Source organism: Saccharopolyspora soli (assembly GCF_022678645.1).
Classification (GTDB): Bacteria; Actinomycetota; Actinomycetes; order Mycobacteriales; family Pseudonocardiaceae; genus Saccharopolyspora; species Saccharopolyspora soli.
Map to the genome: position 1 here is coordinate 70,989 of NZ_JALBWV010000037.1, position 15,340 is coordinate 86,328.

At 65.7% G+C, this 15,340-nt stretch carries 15 protein-coding genes and 2 pseudogenes; 11 read left to right on the top strand and 6 right to left on the bottom strand.

Features of this window, described 5'->3' with window-relative positions:
• Nucleotides 1-254: 254 nt before the first annotated feature.
• Nucleotides 255-1,364 (bottom strand): tartrate dehydrogenase, encoded by a 1,110-nt coding sequence (locus MOQ72_RS25885; RefSeq protein ID WP_242188264.1) that lies wholly within the window; start codon nt 1,362-1,364, stop codon nt 255-257.
• Nucleotides 1,365-1,430: 66 nt separating this feature from the next.
• Nucleotides 1,431-2,117: a GntR family transcriptional regulator gene (locus MOQ72_RS25890; RefSeq protein WP_242188265.1), complete on the bottom strand. Its 687-nt coding sequence runs from the start codon at nt 2,115-2,117 to the stop codon at nt 1,431-1,433.
• 372 nt (nt 2,118-2,489) lie between these two features.
• On the opposite strand from MOQ72_RS25890, the gene MOQ72_RS25895 reads away from it, so the two are divergent.
• The 8 genes from MOQ72_RS25895 (at nt 2,490) to MOQ72_RS25930 (ending at nt 10,714) form a co-directional block, all read left to right on the top strand.
• Nucleotides 2,490-3,821 (top strand): MFS transporter, encoded by a 1,332-nt coding sequence (locus MOQ72_RS25895; protein ID WP_242188266.1) that lies wholly within the window; start codon nt 2,490-2,492, stop codon nt 3,819-3,821.
• 31 nt (nt 3,822-3,852) lie between these two features.
• Entirely contained in the window at nt 3,853-5,025 is a 1,173-nt protein-coding gene (locus MOQ72_RS25900; protein ID WP_242188267.1) for an aspartate racemase/maleate isomerase family protein, read from the top strand.
• Nucleotides 5,026-5,079: 54 nt separating this feature from the next.
• Entirely contained in the window at nt 5,080-5,964 is an 885-nt protein-coding gene (locus MOQ72_RS25905) for a polysaccharide deacetylase family protein (protein ID WP_242188268.1), read from the top strand.
• A gap of 65 nt (nt 5,965-6,029) precedes the next feature.
• Entirely contained in the window at nt 6,030-7,061 is a 1,032-nt protein-coding gene (locus MOQ72_RS25910) for an asparaginase (protein WP_242188269.1), read from the top strand.
• Between the two features lie 35 nt (nt 7,062-7,096).
• The gene (locus MOQ72_RS25915; RefSeq protein ID WP_242188270.1) at nt 7,097-7,285 is read left to right on the top strand and encodes a hypothetical protein; all 189 of its coding nucleotides are present in this window, start codon (nt 7,097-7,099) and stop codon (nt 7,283-7,285) included.
• Nucleotides 7,286-7,715: 430 nt separating this feature from the next.
• Nucleotides 7,716-8,990, top strand: coding sequence for an ATP-binding protein (locus MOQ72_RS25920; protein WP_242188271.1), 1,275 nt, complete (start codon nt 7,716-7,718; stop codon nt 8,988-8,990).
• A 616-nt stretch (nt 8,991-9,606) separates the two neighbouring features.
• Entirely contained in the window at nt 9,607-9,864 is a 258-nt protein-coding gene (locus tag MOQ72_RS25925) for a hypothetical protein (protein WP_242188272.1), read from the top strand.
• Between the two features lie 250 nt (nt 9,865-10,114).
• Nucleotides 10,115-10,714 (top strand): GtrA family protein, encoded by a 600-nt coding sequence (locus MOQ72_RS25930; RefSeq protein WP_242188273.1) that lies wholly within the window; start codon nt 10,115-10,117, stop codon nt 10,712-10,714.
• Nucleotides 10,715-10,737: 23 nt separating this feature from the next.
• On the opposite strand, the gene MOQ72_RS25935 is transcribed toward MOQ72_RS25930, so the two are convergent.
• A complete protein-coding gene (locus MOQ72_RS25935; protein WP_372495546.1) occupies nt 10,738-10,881 on the bottom strand; it encodes a hypothetical protein in 144 nt (47 codons plus the stop codon).
• Nucleotides 10,882-11,117: 236 nt separating this feature from the next.
• Entirely contained in the window at nt 11,118-11,720 is a 603-nt protein-coding gene (locus tag MOQ72_RS25940; protein WP_242188274.1) for a TetR/AcrR family transcriptional regulator, read from the bottom strand.
• Nucleotides 11,721-11,812: 92 nt separating this feature from the next.
• Here MOQ72_RS25940 and MOQ72_RS25945 point away from each other — a divergent pair, with 92 nt between their 5' ends.
• The gene (locus tag MOQ72_RS25945) at nt 11,813-12,979 is read left to right on the top strand and encodes a cytochrome P450 (RefSeq protein WP_242188275.1); all 1,167 of its coding nucleotides are present in this window, start codon (nt 11,813-11,815) and stop codon (nt 12,977-12,979) included.
• A 175-nt stretch (nt 12,980-13,154) separates the two neighbouring features.
• The gene (locus MOQ72_RS25950) at nt 13,155-13,973 is read left to right on the top strand and encodes an SDR family oxidoreductase (protein ID WP_242188276.1); all 819 of its coding nucleotides are present in this window, start codon (nt 13,155-13,157) and stop codon (nt 13,971-13,973) included.
• 169 nt (nt 13,974-14,142) lie between these two features.
• Here the strand turns inward: MOQ72_RS25950 and MOQ72_RS25955 are convergent, their stop codons facing one another.
• Entirely contained in the window at nt 14,143-14,469 is a 327-nt protein-coding gene (locus tag MOQ72_RS25955; protein ID WP_308197958.1) for a CocE/NonD family hydrolase C-terminal non-catalytic domain-containing protein, read from the bottom strand.
• On the opposite strand from MOQ72_RS25955, the pseudogene MOQ72_RS25960 reads away from it, so the two are divergent.
• Nucleotides 14,443-14,562: pseudogene (locus MOQ72_RS25960) on the top strand (transposase); the annotation flags it as partial. The gene MOQ72_RS25955 and the pseudogene MOQ72_RS25960 sit on opposite strands and share 27 nt — an antisense overlap.
• Before the next feature lie 230 nt (nt 14,563-14,792).
• On the opposite strand, the pseudogene MOQ72_RS25965 reads toward MOQ72_RS25960, so the two are convergent.
• Nucleotides 14,793-15,335: pseudogene (locus MOQ72_RS25965) on the bottom strand (ISAs1 family transposase); the annotation flags it as partial.
• Nucleotides 15,336-15,340 lie beyond the last annotated feature (5 nt).

Genomic DNA, 15,340 nt, shown 5'->3' on the forward strand with positions numbered 1-15,340 from the left:
CGGGATCTCACGTGGCCACACGGGCGCGGCCTGGGCGTGAACAGCTTCTCCAGCAGCGCGAATCCGTCGACGCCGACCTCCCTCGCCATCCTGGCGCGTTTGTCCTGCCCTGCGGGGAGGCGATACGAGTTGGCTCGGGCGCCGTAACGTTGCACCCAATCGGCGTCGATCCGGCTCGCCAGCCAGTCCGGGGCGGCCGCGGCCAGCGCTTCCAGCGCCGCCCGCAGGGTCTCGGTGAGAAACTCCAACCGATTTCATGGTCGGCTGGAGAGGAAGTCGAGAACCGCTGTGGTGACGTCGGTCGTGCTTGCTGTACCACCGATGTCAGGGGTCCGGGAACTCCTTGTGGCGGTGGCAGCCATCAGTGCTTCGGTGATGGCGTGTGCGGCCTCATGTTGTCCGAGATGCTCCAGCATCATGCTGGCCGACCAGATAGCCCCGATCGGGTTGGCGATGCCCTTGCCGACGATATCCGGCGCCGAACCGTGGACCGGCTCGAACATCGATGGGAACGTGCCATCGGGGTTGAGGTTCGCCGACGGCGCGATACCGATGCTCCCGGCAAGTGCGGCGCCCAGGTCGCTGAGGATGTCACCGAAAAGGTTGGAGGCGACCACGACGTCTTGTGCCCCTGGATCGAGGACGAACTTGGCGGCGAGCGCGTCGATATGCATTACCCGCCGCTCCACGTCCGGATAGTTCTCCGCCACCTCGGACGCTATTTCGTCCCAAAATGGCATTGTGTGAACTATTCCATTTGATTTGGTGGCCACCGTGAGCATTTTTCGTCGTTTGCGGGCCAGGTCGAACGCGTATCGGAGGATGCGTTCGCAGCCGGCGCGCGTGAAGATGGACTCCTGGATGGCCATTTCGTCGCGTATTCCGGAGCTAAAACGGCCTCCTACCTGTGAATATTCGCCCTCTGTGTTCTCTCGCACTATCACGAAGTCGAGACCGGAAGGCGGCACCTGCCGAAGAGGGCTGGCGATGCCAGGAAATAGCCGGACGGGCCGCAGGTTCACGTTTTGCGAGAAGGCGCGCCTGATGGGGATGAGAAGTCCCCACAATGACACGTGATCGGCAACATCTGGATGCCCGACGGCGCCCAGCATGATCGCATCGGTGTCGGAGAGTTGGGCAAGGCCGTCCTCGGGCATCATTGCTCCGCTGGCCCGGAAGAATTCACATCCCCATGGTTTATTCTCGAACGTGCATAAAAAATTGTATTTGTCTGCTACGTGGTTGATGACCTGGAGAGCCGAAGCGGTTACCTCGGTTCCTATACCGTCCCCGGGGATGACAGCGATCCGGTAGCATTTCTGTCCATTTTTTGGCCTGATCTGCTGATCAGCTGCATATGTCATGTGGTTGTTGTCCTCGTCTCACGACAGATAGGCACTGAGGTGTCCGGTGACGGAGTGGATGCGGGATCAATCTGGGCGCGCACTGGTTTGGGCATCTTGGTTTTCGAGGTTCTTCAGCAACGCGACGCGGGCGTGCTCGAGGTGCGTGGTGACCACTTCAGCGGCGCGCTCGGAGTTTCCCGATGCGATTTCGCTCGCAATGATGACGTGTTCGTCGTAGATGCTTCTTGGTGTCAGCAATCCCTTCGACTGCACCTGGGCCATGCACAGCCTCACCTCGCCCATGAGGGAGTTGTATAGCGATGTGAGCCGGGTGCTGCCGAGTCCATCCGTGAGCGCCCGATGGAAGTTGATGTCCGCGGCGACGATGTCCAGTAGCGGGGACTGGTTTGTGGCGGCCAGCAGGTCGACAAGAGCCGCGTGCGCCTGGGGCGGGACAGTCCGCCGATCTGCCAGTCCCCGCGCCACTTCCCGGTCGATGCATCCACGGGCGAAGTAGAGGTCGTTGATATCGGTGGCAGTCAGCTGCGGCACGCGTGCGCTCGCGTGGGCGCTCCGCCGGAACAGTCCCTCTTGAACCAGGCGATCGATGGCCGCGCGCGCGGTCGGGCGCGCGATCCCGAACCTGCTCGCGACGAGGCTTTCGGTCACCTGGACGCCTGGCGGAATCTCCTCAGTCAGCACCTGCTCGCGCAGTCTTTCGGCAACAGCGTCAACGGTGGTGGGTGGCACTGAGGATCGGGAAGCGATCACGATTCCTTCCTTCCTGGACGAGGAGCCCAATGATGACAGGGCGTGTCCAGTGCCCTTGCTGACGTATGCGGGGCGCCCTTGGGTCGCTTGCACCCTTGACATCCTACATGATTGTCAGGCAATATGCCTCGGCATAGTCGATTGTCATACAGTTTCACTCACGCCAGGCGCTCGGCTCGAAGGAGCGAGAGGGGTCTGGCATGCAGGGAGCGCCAAACAACTCCCGGGGCACGGCCGTGATCACAGCGGCATGGATACCTCGCCGCGTCGATGAACCCGGGACCAGAGGCCCGCTGCTTATCGATCACGACGTGCTGACGCACCCACGCCAACCAGACCTCGAAACAGGCCCTGAAGGAAAAGGAGGGCGCAATGGGAGATCCCGTTGAACTCGCCGGTGATTCGCCGAGCAGGGCGCCTACCACGCGGACGGCTGCCCGGCCGACGCGCGTCCGGTGGAAGATCTTCATCCTGCTGCTGGGGGTCGTCGCGCTGAACTACGTCGACCGCGGGTCGATCTCGGTCGCCATGCCGTTGATCACGAACCAGCTGCATGTTTCCAAAGAGGCCACTGGCATTGCGCTTTCCGCTTTCTTCTGGAGCTACGCGCTGATGCAGATACCTGGTGGCTGGCTGGTGGACAAGTTCAAACCCCGGCTAATGGCCGCGATCTCATGCACCGGCTGGGGCATCGCGCAGGCGCTTACGGCCGTCGCGTCCAGTCTTGGCGGGTTGGTGTTCTTCCGGCTGCTGCTCGGCGCGGCCGAGGCACCGATCTACCCGGCAGGCGGCAAACTCAACGCCACCTGGATGACACCTGCTGAGCGTGGGCGAGGCGGGACGTTGCTCGACGGTGGTGCACCCCTTGGCACCGCGATCGGTGGTGTGGGCATCTCGTGGCTGATCGCGCTCACTGGTGGCTGGCGACAGGCGTTCGTTATCGCCGGTGTGGCCACGGTGCTGGTCGGCCTGTTCGCGGCCTGGTACATCCGCAACACTCCGCGGGAGCACCCGGCGGCCAACGCCGCGGAGATCGAGTACGTCGAGGCCTCGCACGCGCAGGAGGACGCCGATGATCCTCAGCCAGCCGGCCGGGTCAGCCTGTTGCGGTACGTCCGCTACCGCTCCTTCTGGGCCATGTGCCTTGGCTGGTGCGGGTTCAACGGCGTGTTCTACGGTTTGCTCACCTGGGGACCGCTGTACCTGTCGGAAACCAAGCATTTCGAGCTTGCCACCATCGGATATTCCACTTTGGTGATCTTCGGCGCCGGCTTCGTCGGTGAACTCGTCGGTGGCTGGCTGGCCGACTGGTGGCGCGCCCGGGGCGCGTCCCCCAACATCGTGCTGCGGACCCTGCTGGGCGCCGCCGGGGTTTTCGTGGTGCTCGCTTTGCTCGGGGTGACCTACGTGCCCAATGCGGCGGTCGCCGTCGCCTTCCTGTCCGTGGTGATGTTCTTTCTGCGGTGGGCCGGGGTTTACTGGAGCGTTCCGTCGATCCTGGCCGGCCGGACCAACGCGGGGATCATGGGCGGGGCCATGAACCTCGGCGGAAACGTCGCCGGCATCCTCAGCCCGATCATCGTCGGGTTCATCGTCGGCGCAACCGGCAGCTACACCGGTGCCCTGCTGTTCTTCGTCGGCTGCGGGGTGCTGTTCACCATTTGCAACGTGACATTGAACTACGCCCGCCGGCTTCCGGTGTGAATCCCCTGACCAACACTGCTGGAGCACAATGATGGAAAAGAACGGGACCGGACAGCTCCGGGTCGGCATGCTGACGCCCTCGTCCAACACTTGCCTGGAGCCCGTGACGGCGGCGATGCTGGTCGAGGCCGGGGCGCCCGCCGCCATGTACGCCAGCCGGGTACCGGTGACCAGGATCGCCTTGGATAGCCAGGCCACTGCGCAGTTCCAGGTCGAACCCATGGTGGCGGCGGCACGGCTGCTCGCCGACGCGCAGGTTGACGTGATCGTCTGGAACGGCACTGCCGGTTCTTGGCTCGGCGCGGACCACGATCGCGCGCTGGTCGAGGCCATCGAGAAGGCGACCGGTATCCGTGCGACCACCTCCACGCTCGCCCTGCTGGACGCCTGCCGCGCTTTCGGGGTGACCCGGCTCGGCCTCGCGGTGCCCTACACCACCGACGTGACCGAGCGGATCGTGGCCCGCTACGCCGAGCAAGGAGTGGACTGCGTACGTACGGCGTCCCTGGGGCTGACCGAGAACACCGACTTCGCGACCGCGCCTGCCCGGCGGGTCCGGCGGCTCATCGAGCAGGCCGGGGCGGGTGATGTCCACGCGGTCGCGGTGGTCTGCACCAACGTGTACGGCGCGCCGCACGTCGTCGGCGTGGAAAACGAGTTGGGCATGCCGGTGTTCGACAGTGTGGCGGCGACGCTGTGGCAGGCGCTGCGCATCGGGGGAACGTCAGGGGTCATCACGGGCTGGGGTCAGCTGCTGGCCACCGGCACGCTGCGCATGCGGTTCCAGGACGCACTGGAGAATCTGCTGTCCGCGACCGGCGCGGACCGCACCACGTTGCGCATCGACCTGTCGGAACGCGGCATGCACGTCGATCTGACCGCGGGTGAGGCGGTCGGACCCGGCGTTCGGTCGATTCGGCGTGATGGTTCCCTGGACCAGCGGCAGCTCAATACCGTGCAGTGGTTGGAGCGGCATCGCCGTCCGCTGGTGCAGCCGCACTTTCGCGTCGACCCGACGCCGCCGGATGCGTTGGTCGCGGTGTACGGCGTCAACGCGCAAATGCTCGCTCCCATCGAACGCGGCGGCGAGCTGGTCGGCTGGCTGTCCGTGCACAGCCTCAGCGAACGCGAGTGGGGCGAGGCCGACCAGAACGCATTGACCGAGGCGACGCGGCGGGTGCATGAGGCGCTCGACGGCAGCTGACCATTGGACTCGCCATTCGCGGCGGTTCACCCCTAAACAAGGAGAACTCCAGATATGACCAAGGAGATCCAGATCTGTCTCGGTGTCGATGTCGACGCGGTAGCCGGCTGGCTCGGCTCCTACGGTGGCGAGGATTCGCCCAACGACATCCAGCGCGGTATGTTCGCCGGCGAGGTGGGCGTGCCACGTTTGCTGCGCCTGTTCGAGAAGTACGAGCTGCGCATCAGTTGGTTCATTCCCGGCCATTCCATCGAGACCTTTCCCGACCAGATGCGCGCGATCGCGGACGCTGGGCACGAAATCGGCGCGCACGGCTACTCACATGAGAACCCGATCGCGATGAGCCCGCAGCAGGAACGGGATGTGCTCGCCAGGAGCATCGAGCTGATCGAAAAGCTCAGTGGGCAGCGGCCACGGGGCTATGTCGCGCCGTGGTGGGAGCTGAGCGAGCAGACCGCATCGCTGTTGCTGGAGAACGGATTCAGCTACGACCACTCGCAGAACTACAACGACTTCACCCCCTTCTACGCCAGGGTTGGCGATTCCTGGACGAACATCGACTACAGCAAGGACGCGGCGGAGTGGATGCGGCCACTGGTCCGCGGTCACGAGGTCGACCTGGTGGAGTTTTGCGGCAACTGGTACCTCGACGACCTGCCGCCGATGATGTTCGTCAAGCAATCCCCGAACAGCCACGGATTCGTCAACCCGCGCGACATCGAAACGCTGTGGCGCGACCAGTTTGACTGGGTCTACCGCGAGATGGACTACGGAGTCCTCCCGGTCACCCTGCATCCCGACGTGTCCGGTCGGCCCCAGGTGCTGCTCATGCTGGAGCGCCTGATCGAGTACTGGCGCGGCCACGAGGGCGTTCGGTTCATCACCATGGAGGAGGCCGCCCAGGACTTCCGGCGCCGGTTCCCGTTCAACGGGCGCTGACCGTGCCGGATCATTCCGTTCACCACATTGCCGATCGGCCTGGTACAGCTCTGGAGGGAATTCCCGTGTCAGCTTCTTCTGGAGTTGTGCCCCTGCCCGACCGGCGCCTCACGGTGTTCGGCCTTGGCGGCACGATCTCCATGACGGCCAACGACAGCGGAGGGGTCGTCCCGGTGCTTTCGGCGGGACAGCTCGTCGCCACCGTGCCCGGTCTGGAGGAAACCGGGATCCGCATCGGGGTCGAGGACTTTCGTCGTGTTCCTGGGGCCTGCCTCGGTTTCGACGACCTCGCCGCCCTGTCGGAGGCGATAGATCAGCGGTTCGACCAGGGTGTGGACGGGGTCGTCATCACTCAGGGGACCGACACCATCGAGGAGACCGCGTATCTACTTGATCTGGTCCATGACCGGCCCCAACCAGTGGTGGTCACCGGGGCGATGCGCAACCCCACCTTGGCGGGCGCCGACGGGCCGGCCAACCTGCTGGCCGCGGTGCGCACCGCCGCTAGTGCACAGACCCGTGGCCTGGGCGTCGTCGTGGTGTTCGCTGACGAGATCCACGCCGCCAGCCGCGTCCGAAAGGCCCATACCACCAGCGGATTCACCTTCCAGTCAGCCAACGGCGGCCCGCTTGGATACGTTGTGGAAGGACGGCCGCGAGTGCTCAATCGCCCTGTCGACCGAACCGTTGTTCCGATGGTCGGCGCGCAGCGCCGCGCTGTGGAGATCGGCCTGGTGACGACGGTGCTCGGCGACACCGGATGGTGGCTGGACGGTGCCGCCGATCGGTTTGACGGGCTGGTCGTGGCCGGTTTCGGCGCCGGGCACGTGCCCGACTGGCTGGCGGACGCACTCGCTGAAGTGGCCTCCCACATCCCCGTGGTGCTGTCCTCCCGCACCGGTGCCGGTTCAGTGCTGTCCGGCACCTACGCCTATGTCGGCTCCGAATCCGACCTACTGGGCCGCGGTCTGATTTCCGCCGGGTTCCTCGACCCGCTCAAGGCACGCATCCTGTTGCGTCACTTGCTTGCCGGTGGGCATGACCGCTCGGCCATCCAGGCGGCATTCATGCAGGCGGGAGGCCAGGCCGATCAATAATTGGGCGTCCGGGCGAACGCGTTTACCGTCTGCTGATGGTCCTCAACGGCAGCGAGGACGAAACGATCGCCCGCCGGTTCAGTGTGTCCGCCTGTACCGCGCCAAAAGTCGGTGCTCGGTCGGTGACCTGGTGTCTTGTTGTGCTCTGTGATCCTGTCGGGTTCCAGAATTGGGCCGCGGTCGTGACCTGCGATGATCGACGTGTCGCGAAGATCGCGGAATGATTCTGCGGTGTCGTTTCGCCTGCTGTACCTGATCTTGATCCGGCTTGGGGGTTGGCTGGTGTTGCTTCGACCGCACTGCCGGCCGACCTCTCCGAGGGCTCACACGTGATCGAGGTACGGAGCACCGACCCCTTCGGCCGGGTCAGCGAGACGACCCGGATCTTCGAGATCGTCCGCAGCTGACGCTCCGGTACGCCGCGGCCGGCCCTGTCGATGTCGACAGGGCCGGCCGTCCGGCAGGCATCCAACAGCGGCGGTTGCCCGTCCAGGGCGGCCAGCGGCCCGTCGGCATCGATTCCGAGAACGATACGTGCCCGGAGGCGGGCGGTTTCCGCTCTGTTTCGTTGCGTGTCCCATGTGCGGCGGTTACTTTGCTCGGAAACGGGCGAACCGAACGGCGCAATGCCAATACGGAAGCCGGGGGTGGGTCGTGCCTGAATGGCGGGTGCGCGATTTTCACGACGACGATTTGGACCAGGCGATCCACATCTGGGACCAGAGTCGCGAGGCCGGGGAACCGGCGTTTTCGGCCGCCGAGGTGGTGTCCATAGCGCGGGCCGGTCACCCTGCTGTCGTGGCCGTGGTCAAGCGGGATGTCGTGGGAATGGCGGCGGCGAAGGTGGAGGGAGAGCGGGCCTGGCTGGCGCTGTTCGCCCTCGACGCCCGGTGGCGCAACCGCGGCATCGGTAGCTCGCTGCTGACCGAGCTGGAGAAGAAGCTCCGCGGGCGCGGGGTGTATCGCATCTCCAGCCTGGTTCCGGAGGGGGCTGCCGGGTTCAAAGCGATGATCAATTCCGGCTACCGAGCGCGCACCGACCTGACCTACTTCGAGAAGGTCGAGCACCTGGACCCGATCGAGTTCGGCGTGCTCGAAGAGCTCGGAGGTCAACTCCAGCCCGCCGGCCGGTGGGAGGAGCTGGCTGGCATGAAACGGGAGAAGGACGTCATCGAACGCCGAGTCGTGCTTCCGCTGGCGTACCAGGAAGGAGCCGAGCGCCACGGCGTGCTGCCGCCGAAGGCGGTCGTGCTGTTCGGGCCGCCGGGAACGGGCAAGACCAGCTTCGCCAAGGCAGTCGCCTCCCGGCTGAGCTGGCCGTTCGTGGAGCTGTTCCCATCCCGCCTGGCCGCGTCGTCGCCGGAGGGACTCGCGGCGTCGCTGCGTACGGTGTTCGCGGAGCTGGCAGACCTCGACGACCTGGTCTTGTTCATCGACGAGGTCGAGGAGATCGCCGGGACTCGCTCCACCCCCGCGGTCGGTCCCGCGTACGGGGTGACCAACGAGTTGCTCAAGCTCATCCCCGGTTTCCGCGAGCACGACAACCGCCTGCTGGTCTGCGCCACCAACTCGGTGCGATCCCTGGACCCGGCGTTCCTGCGGCCTGGGCGGTTCGACTACATCATCCCGGTAGGACCGCCGGACCCGCTGGCGCGACGGGCCATCTGGTCGCGCTACCTAGGCCCGGCTCGCGAGAACGTCGACCTGGACCTGCTGGTGGAGCGCTCTGACTTGTTCACGCCAGCGGACATCGAGTTCGCCGCGCGCAAGGGCGCGCAGGCGGCGTTCGAACGCGAAGTGCTGCACGGCGACGAGGGGCCCGCCACGACAGAGATGTACCTGCAGGCGATCAGCGACTCCCGGCCGAGCCTGACCCGCGAGGCTATCACCGAGTTCGAGCAGGACATCGAGATGTACACCCGCCTGTAAGGGCTGTAACAGGCGTTGCCGTCGTGCAAACCAAGTCTCGACCAGTGCTCGAATTCCCTTGCAGCGCGAACCAGGCGAGGCAGCCGTTCAAAAATGATCACGAACAGTCTGTTCAACTACTTGTCGGGACTTCGACGCACGGGAGCACCTTGCTGTCGACGAGACGCGGGTGTGAGTGGCACGGATGTGCCGACCAGAATCGCAACTCAAGACCCTCAGTTGCTGCGGTCGGCGCGGACGCGATCCCGATGCTGGCCGGGCTCGGCGTCGTCGTGGTCAGCCCGGGTTCGTCGCGGAACGGGGAACCGAGTACTGGTGGGACATCCCCGAAACCGAGCACGCTCACCTCTACCGCTACGCGAGCCTCCTCGATGCGAGGCGATTGTGGTGGCCTGTAGTGAAACGCCGTTCGCGGGCGATGATCAGTGACGCACCATGACCGCTGCGGAGACGCGCGATCGCCGTCGTTGGCGCAACACGTGTGTATCGGATTGGCGAACGTCCGGAAAGCGCGAACGATGGACCCGCGTGTAGGTCCTACGATCCTCTGGCGGAGTGATCACTTCCTGCGCCTGCCACGCAGGGGGTTCGCCGCCCTCTGCGAAGGGAGAACACCATGCACCACGAAGCCGGAGGAGGTTCCGTGTTCCTCGGGGTCCTGCACGGACTGCTTGCGCTGGCGTTCCTTGTTTTGGTTGTGCTGGCCTGCATCTGGTTGATCCGACAGCTGCTGGCCGGCGGCCCGGCATACCGGGATCCCGCCGAGCAGGATCTGCGTCGACGCTACGCCGCAGGCGAGGTGGAGCGTGAGGACTACCTGACCCGCATGGCCGATCTTCGGGAGCAGAAGCCGCAGTCGTCCTCATCGCAGTAACCGGACCACGTTGAGCTGCGCCGTGTCATTGCCTTCCTCGCGGGCCTCGGCGTGGGTAGTAGTTGATCGAGACCTTCTCGCACAATGGGTCTGCGATCTTCACGAGGTCGGCTCGCCGGAGACGCCGCGGCCGGTGCCGACCAAGTCGGGAAAGACGTTCCCAGCCTGTTCCCAGGTTGTTCACGCGGAAAACGCGCATGCCGCACCTAGTTTGGGAGCTGGATTCCAGCAGAGCGCGAGAAGGCGGGTCATGAGCGGTCACAGCGGCATGGAAGCGGTCGCGGAGTCGCGCCTGACGTGGATCCGTGGCCACATCATCGGCCAGGCCGCGATGTTCACCGTCGTCGGAGGTCTGACCACGCTGGTCAACGCCGTGCTCTACATGCTTCTGCGCGGCACGTTCACGGCAGAGGTCTCCAACGTCCTTTCCGTACTGATCACCACGGTCGCCAGCAGCACCGCGCACCGCCAGTTCGTGTTCACCGACCGCGACGAACACCCGATGCGAATGCACCTGCAGACCGTCGCGGTATTCCTCTTCTACTGCGTGTCGAACAACGTCGCGTTGTGGCTGCTCGGTCTGGCCGTCGACAACCCATCGAGCTTCGCCGAAGCGGTGGCGGTTTCGGCAATGGCGCTCTTCGGGGGCGCGAGCAGGTTCCTGGCGCTGCGCGTCTGGGTCTTCACCCGCCGCTGGAAGTCCGGCCAGCGGGGCGTGCTCAACGGATCGACCAGTCGTCGAGTCCTGGTTCAGATCTCGACGCGGTGCGCCGCAGGTGTGCCCGGTACCAGCGCCTCCATCGAAACAGACCGCCCACGAGTCTTAGCAGGCTCTGGTCAACCTCGGTGAGCACGTACTCGGTTTCTGGTGGCTCAGTAGGCATTGGCTGCCTCGGCCACGCCGAATACCTCGGAGGTCAGCACGTCGGCCGGGCGGCCAGTGGCAACCAACGATCCGCCGGAGAGCACCGCGAGCCGGTCGCAGGCGCTGGCGGCGACGTTGAGGTCGTGCAGCACGACAACCCGTCCAGCGACAGCTGCATCTACCGACCTCCGAACAGAAATCCGCGGCGCCGCAACAACATGCTGAACACCGGCACGCCCGACGCTGCGCCGTGATGTGCTCACCGGCGGGCTGACCGCACTCCCAGTGGCCCAAGGTCAACGCGGGGCTGACTTCTCCCGAACAGACCCTGCGGCACCCAAGTTCGCTTCCGATTTCATCCAGTTCACCTGCTAGGAGCCGAGTTGATCTAAGTGTGACTCGCCGGGGTTCCACAGTGGAGTCTGAACAGGGGGAGGGCGATGTCGTCGACGATCTCGGTGATGGCGGCGTCGTCGACCATCGCGCCATAGAGCAGGGATTCGCTGCGGAGCAGGTCGAACGGGAGGCGCAGGATCCGGTCGCTGCACCGGTCGGTGCGCAGCTCGCCGCGCTCGACGGCCCGGGTGAGGAACGGTCGGATCAGCTCGAGGATCTCGTCCTGGACGAGGCGGCGGCGCAGTTTCTCGAACACGTCGGGTTCGCGGAACGTCTCGGTGATGAGGCCAGGAAGCGCGTCGCCGGGCATCTGGTGGAATCGTCTTATGCCCCGACCAACGAGTTCGAGCAGGTCGCCGCGCAGCGAGCCGGTGTCGATGTCGGACTCCTGCAGCGGCACGTTGTGCGCGAGTGCGGCGAGCACCAGCTTGGCCTTGGTGGACCAACGCCGGTAGATCACGGGTGTGCTGGTACCGGCGCGGGCGGCGACGTTCTCGATGGTCAGCTTCGCGTAGCCGACCTCGAGCAGTTCCGCCCACGCGGCCGTGAGCAGCGCGTGCTCCAGCTTCTCGCCACGGCGCCGACTACCGGTCATGGGACTCCCCAATTAGATGCGTTGCGCTTCTTAGCGTGGCAGTCTAGCGTCGAAGATAAGATGCGAACAATTTCTTACGGTGGGGAACACTCATGACCGACACCATCCCGGACCTCACGCTGAGCAGGAGCTGCCCCTTCGACCCGCCGGACGGCGCCGCGGAGCTGCGGGAACGCGGCCCGGTCGCACGGGTCCGGTTGTCCGACGGCAGCACCGCCTGGCTGGTCACCGGCCACGCCGAGGCCCGCGCGCTGCTTGCCGACCCGCACGTGTCGTCCGACCGGAGCAATCCGGGCTACCCGATGCCGGTGCCGCTGCCGACGCATGCGCGCATAAGCGACATGGACGCGACGCTGGTCGCCAACGACCCGCCGAGGCACACCAGGCTGCGGCGGATGCTGATCTCGTCCTTCACGGTGCGCAAGATGGCGGCGTTGAGGCCGAAGATCGAACGCATCGTCACCGAGCGGCTGGACGCGATGATCGCCGCCGGCCCGCCCGCCGATCTGCTGGCGAGCTTCGCACTACCGGTGCCCTCCACGGTGATCTGCGAGCTGCTCGGCGTGCCGTACGAGGACCACGAATTCTTCGAGGAGCAGGCCCGACGCCGGAACGAGGCCGACGGCCAGGCCATCCAGAAGCTCGTGATGTACCTGCACGACCTGGCGTTGAAGAAGATCGACAAGCCCGGCGACGGCCTGATAGACGACCTGATCGCCGAGCAGCTGGCGGAGGGCAAGCTCGACCACGACGAGCTGACCTCCATGAGCATGGCGATGCTGATCGCCGGCCACGACACCACCGCCAACATGATCTCGCTGGGCACGATGCTGCTGCTCAGCAAGCCGGACCAGCTGGCCAAGGTGCGGGCCGACGAGGCCGCGATCCCCGGTGCGGTCGAGGAACTGCTGCGCTACCTGACGATCGCCACACTTCTGCCCCGGACAGCCACCGAGGACATCGAACTCGGCGGCCACACCATCAAGGCCGGGGAGGGCGTGCTGGTGTTCAGCTCCATCGTGAACCGCGAGCAGTCCGACGAGCTGGACGTGGACAACCCGGTGCGCCAGCACCTGGCGTTCGGCTTCGGCATCCACCAGTGCCTGGGCCAGAACCTGGCCCGTGCCGAGCTGGAGATCGCCTTCAAGCACCTGTTCCACCGCATCCCGACGCTGCGCCTCGCGGTGCCGGTGAACGAGGTGCCGCGCCGGCCGGTCGCCCCGCTGTCCAGCGTCACAGAGCTGCCCGTCACCTGGTAAATCACATCAGGGGACAGGCACTTACGAGGGCTTCGATCGTCTACTTGAACTCGCCCAGGACAATTTCGCGCAGGCAAGCATCGGATTAGGGCCTGTTCGAAACTGATCCGGCCAACCCGAAACCCCATATCACCCATCAGCGCCACGCGAGCCGTGGCGCGGAAGGAACACGCCGATGAGCAAGACCTGGTTCATCACCGGTGCTTCGCGCGGCTTCGGCCACAGCTGGACCGAGGCGGCCCTGCGTCGTGGCGACAAAGTCGCCGCGACCGCCCGCGACATCGACACCTTGAACGACCTCGCCGTCAAGTTCGGCGACGCCATCCTGCCCATCAAGCTCGACGTGACCGATCACGCCGCGATTATCGCGGCGGTCGGTCAGGCCCATGCCCACTTCGGCAGGCTCGACGTCGTGGTGAACAACGCTGGCTATGGACACTTCGGGTTTCTGGAAGAGATCACCGAGGCCGAGGCCCGCGCCCAGATCGAAACCAATGTGTTCGGTGCACTCTGGGTCACCCAGGCGGCGATCCCGCTGATGCGGGAGCAAGGCGCCGGCCACATCGTGCAGATCTCCAGCATCGGCGGCGTGGCCGCGTTCCCCGGCCTGGGTATCTACCACGCCTCGAAGTGGGCACTCGAAGGCTTCTCTGAAGCCCTGTCCCAAGAAGTCGCACCCTTCGGCATCAAGGTCACCCTGATCGAACCAGGCGGCTACGCGACAGACTGGGCCGGCTCCTCGGCCATCCACTCCGAACCCAACCCGGTCTACCAGCCGGTGCGCGACGCCAGGGCCCAGGGGCGACAGGGCTACCAGGCGCCTGGGCCGGAGGCCACCACCGCGGCTGTGTTCGCCGTCGTGGACGCCGAAGACCCACCGCTGCGCCTGCTGCTGTCCGGCGGTGCCTATGACATCGCCCAGGGCGTGTACAAGCGGCGGCTACAAACGTGGTCAGATTGGGAAGCCACGTCTCGTTCGGCCGACCGAGGTTGACGAGGACGCGGTCCGGATTCCCGCCGAGCAGGTCCCGCTCGGCGGGGGCCAGCCGCGACCGCGCCGACTCCGTCTGGCACGACAGGCAGGATGACGCGGGAGGGCCGTAGCTCCCTCGTGGAGCAGTGCCTGTTCGGCAACTCGGGTACGTGTTGCCTTGTCGATCGGGTCATCCGTGTTGGTTATTGCGGTCCCATCGAGGGAAGTTGCTCGAGGTGACTTGCAGACGAATCCGGTGTCCGACGGTGACAACGTGGCTCACGTTGCCCAGTTGCACGCGCCGTTCGTAGACCACGTCTGGCCGCATGGGCCGCGGGTCATCGAATGAGTCGCGGAATCGTCCGCGCACGATCCCCTCCGCCAGGTTCTGTACGAAACCGGCCGGGTGAACATCACATAGGACAGCGACGAAATCCGTGTCGGGACCATCCGTGGAGGCATACAGATATGCGTCGATGGGGCCGCCATCCGCTCGGCGGGTGTGCAGCGACAGTATTCCGGCACGGCCGGACGCACTGAGAACTGACAGATCGGCACGTTTTTGGCGTATGCCTCACCGCACGGGCACGCCCTGATTGACCGCGAGTTAACGCGTTGTCGGTTCCGGCTGGACGGGCAGGGCGTGTGCAAGGTTGATCTGGCTGGTTTAGGCGGCTTGGGGCAGTGGGTCCAGGAGTCATTCGGGTCTGCGGTTGCTGGCGTGGAGTGCGGGTTGGATTCGGGTGGCTCCGGTCCGGCGGTGCAGGCTGATCGCGGTGTTGCGTAGGGCCGCGAGGTTTTGGGGTGCGTTGGCCAGCCGTGGAAGTTGCCTTGGGGTGCGAGGCGGGTGGCGCGGCGTTCGGTGCGGCCGTGCCCGGTTTCGGTGACGGCATAGGCGGCGATGTCCTGCCAGGGCAGACTGTCAAGCTGGTTGTAGAGGCGGGCGTTGTTCTCCTTGACGGTGAACACGTAGTAGGCCCCGCGCTGATGCAGGTGGCGGGCGTGAGCTCTGGTGGTGTGCAGAGCATCTGCGGTGACCACCGCGCCTTGGAGGTCCATTGTGTCCAGCGACGGCTCGAGCGCCGCGATCTCGCTGGTACCCGGCGCAACCTGCTGGTGGCCCGCGACGGCGCCGGTGCCGTGAGCTAGCGCGGCCAGCAGCTGCACACCGGCTCCGCCTGTGCGGGGATAGGTGCCGCGCAGTGATTTTCCGTCCACGGCAACCACGTCAGGCCCAAGGCCGTCGCCTGCTGCCGGGTGCGCTCGCAGCCAGCTGCTGATCGCCGACAAGAGGCGCCACCTACGGTGGCGCCCGCCGGGGACCCGCGCTGGCTTGCGCCTGTGGCCTGGCGGCCGACCGCGCCCGCGCACCCCGGCGACCACCGTAC

What these genes read in the sequence shown, in the direction of transcription:
- MOQ72_RS25950 (WP_242188276.1), top strand. Translation starts at nt 13,155, where the DNA reads ATGAGCAAGACCTGGTTCATCACCGGTGCTTCGCGCGGCTTCGGCCAC.
- MOQ72_RS25885 (WP_242188264.1), bottom strand. Translation starts at nt 1,364, where the DNA reads ATGACATATGCAGCTGATCAGCAGATCAGGCCAAAAAATGGACAGAAA.
- MOQ72_RS25895 (WP_242188266.1), top strand. Translation starts at nt 2,490, where the DNA reads ATGGGAGATCCCGTTGAACTCGCCGGTGATTCGCCGAGCAGGGCGCCT.
- MOQ72_RS25915 (WP_242188270.1), top strand. Translation starts at nt 7,097, where the DNA reads ATGGTCCTCAACGGCAGCGAGGACGAAACGATCGCCCGCCGGTTCAGT.
- MOQ72_RS25925 (WP_242188272.1), top strand. Translation starts at nt 9,607, where the DNA reads ATGCACCACGAAGCCGGAGGAGGTTCCGTGTTCCTCGGGGTCCTGCAC.
- MOQ72_RS25945 (WP_242188275.1), top strand. Translation starts at nt 11,813, where the DNA reads ATGACCGACACCATCCCGGACCTCACGCTGAGCAGGAGCTGCCCCTTC.
- MOQ72_RS25900 (WP_242188267.1), top strand. Translation starts at nt 3,853, where the DNA reads ATGGAAAAGAACGGGACCGGACAGCTCCGGGTCGGCATGCTGACGCCC.
- MOQ72_RS25930 (WP_242188273.1), top strand. Translation starts at nt 10,115, where the DNA reads ATGAGCGGTCACAGCGGCATGGAAGCGGTCGCGGAGTCGCGCCTGACG.
- MOQ72_RS25905 (WP_242188268.1), top strand. Translation starts at nt 5,080, where the DNA reads ATGACCAAGGAGATCCAGATCTGTCTCGGTGTCGATGTCGACGCGGTA.
- MOQ72_RS25940 (WP_242188274.1), bottom strand. Translation starts at nt 11,720, where the DNA reads ATGACCGGTAGTCGGCGCCGTGGCGAGAAGCTGGAGCACGCGCTGCTC.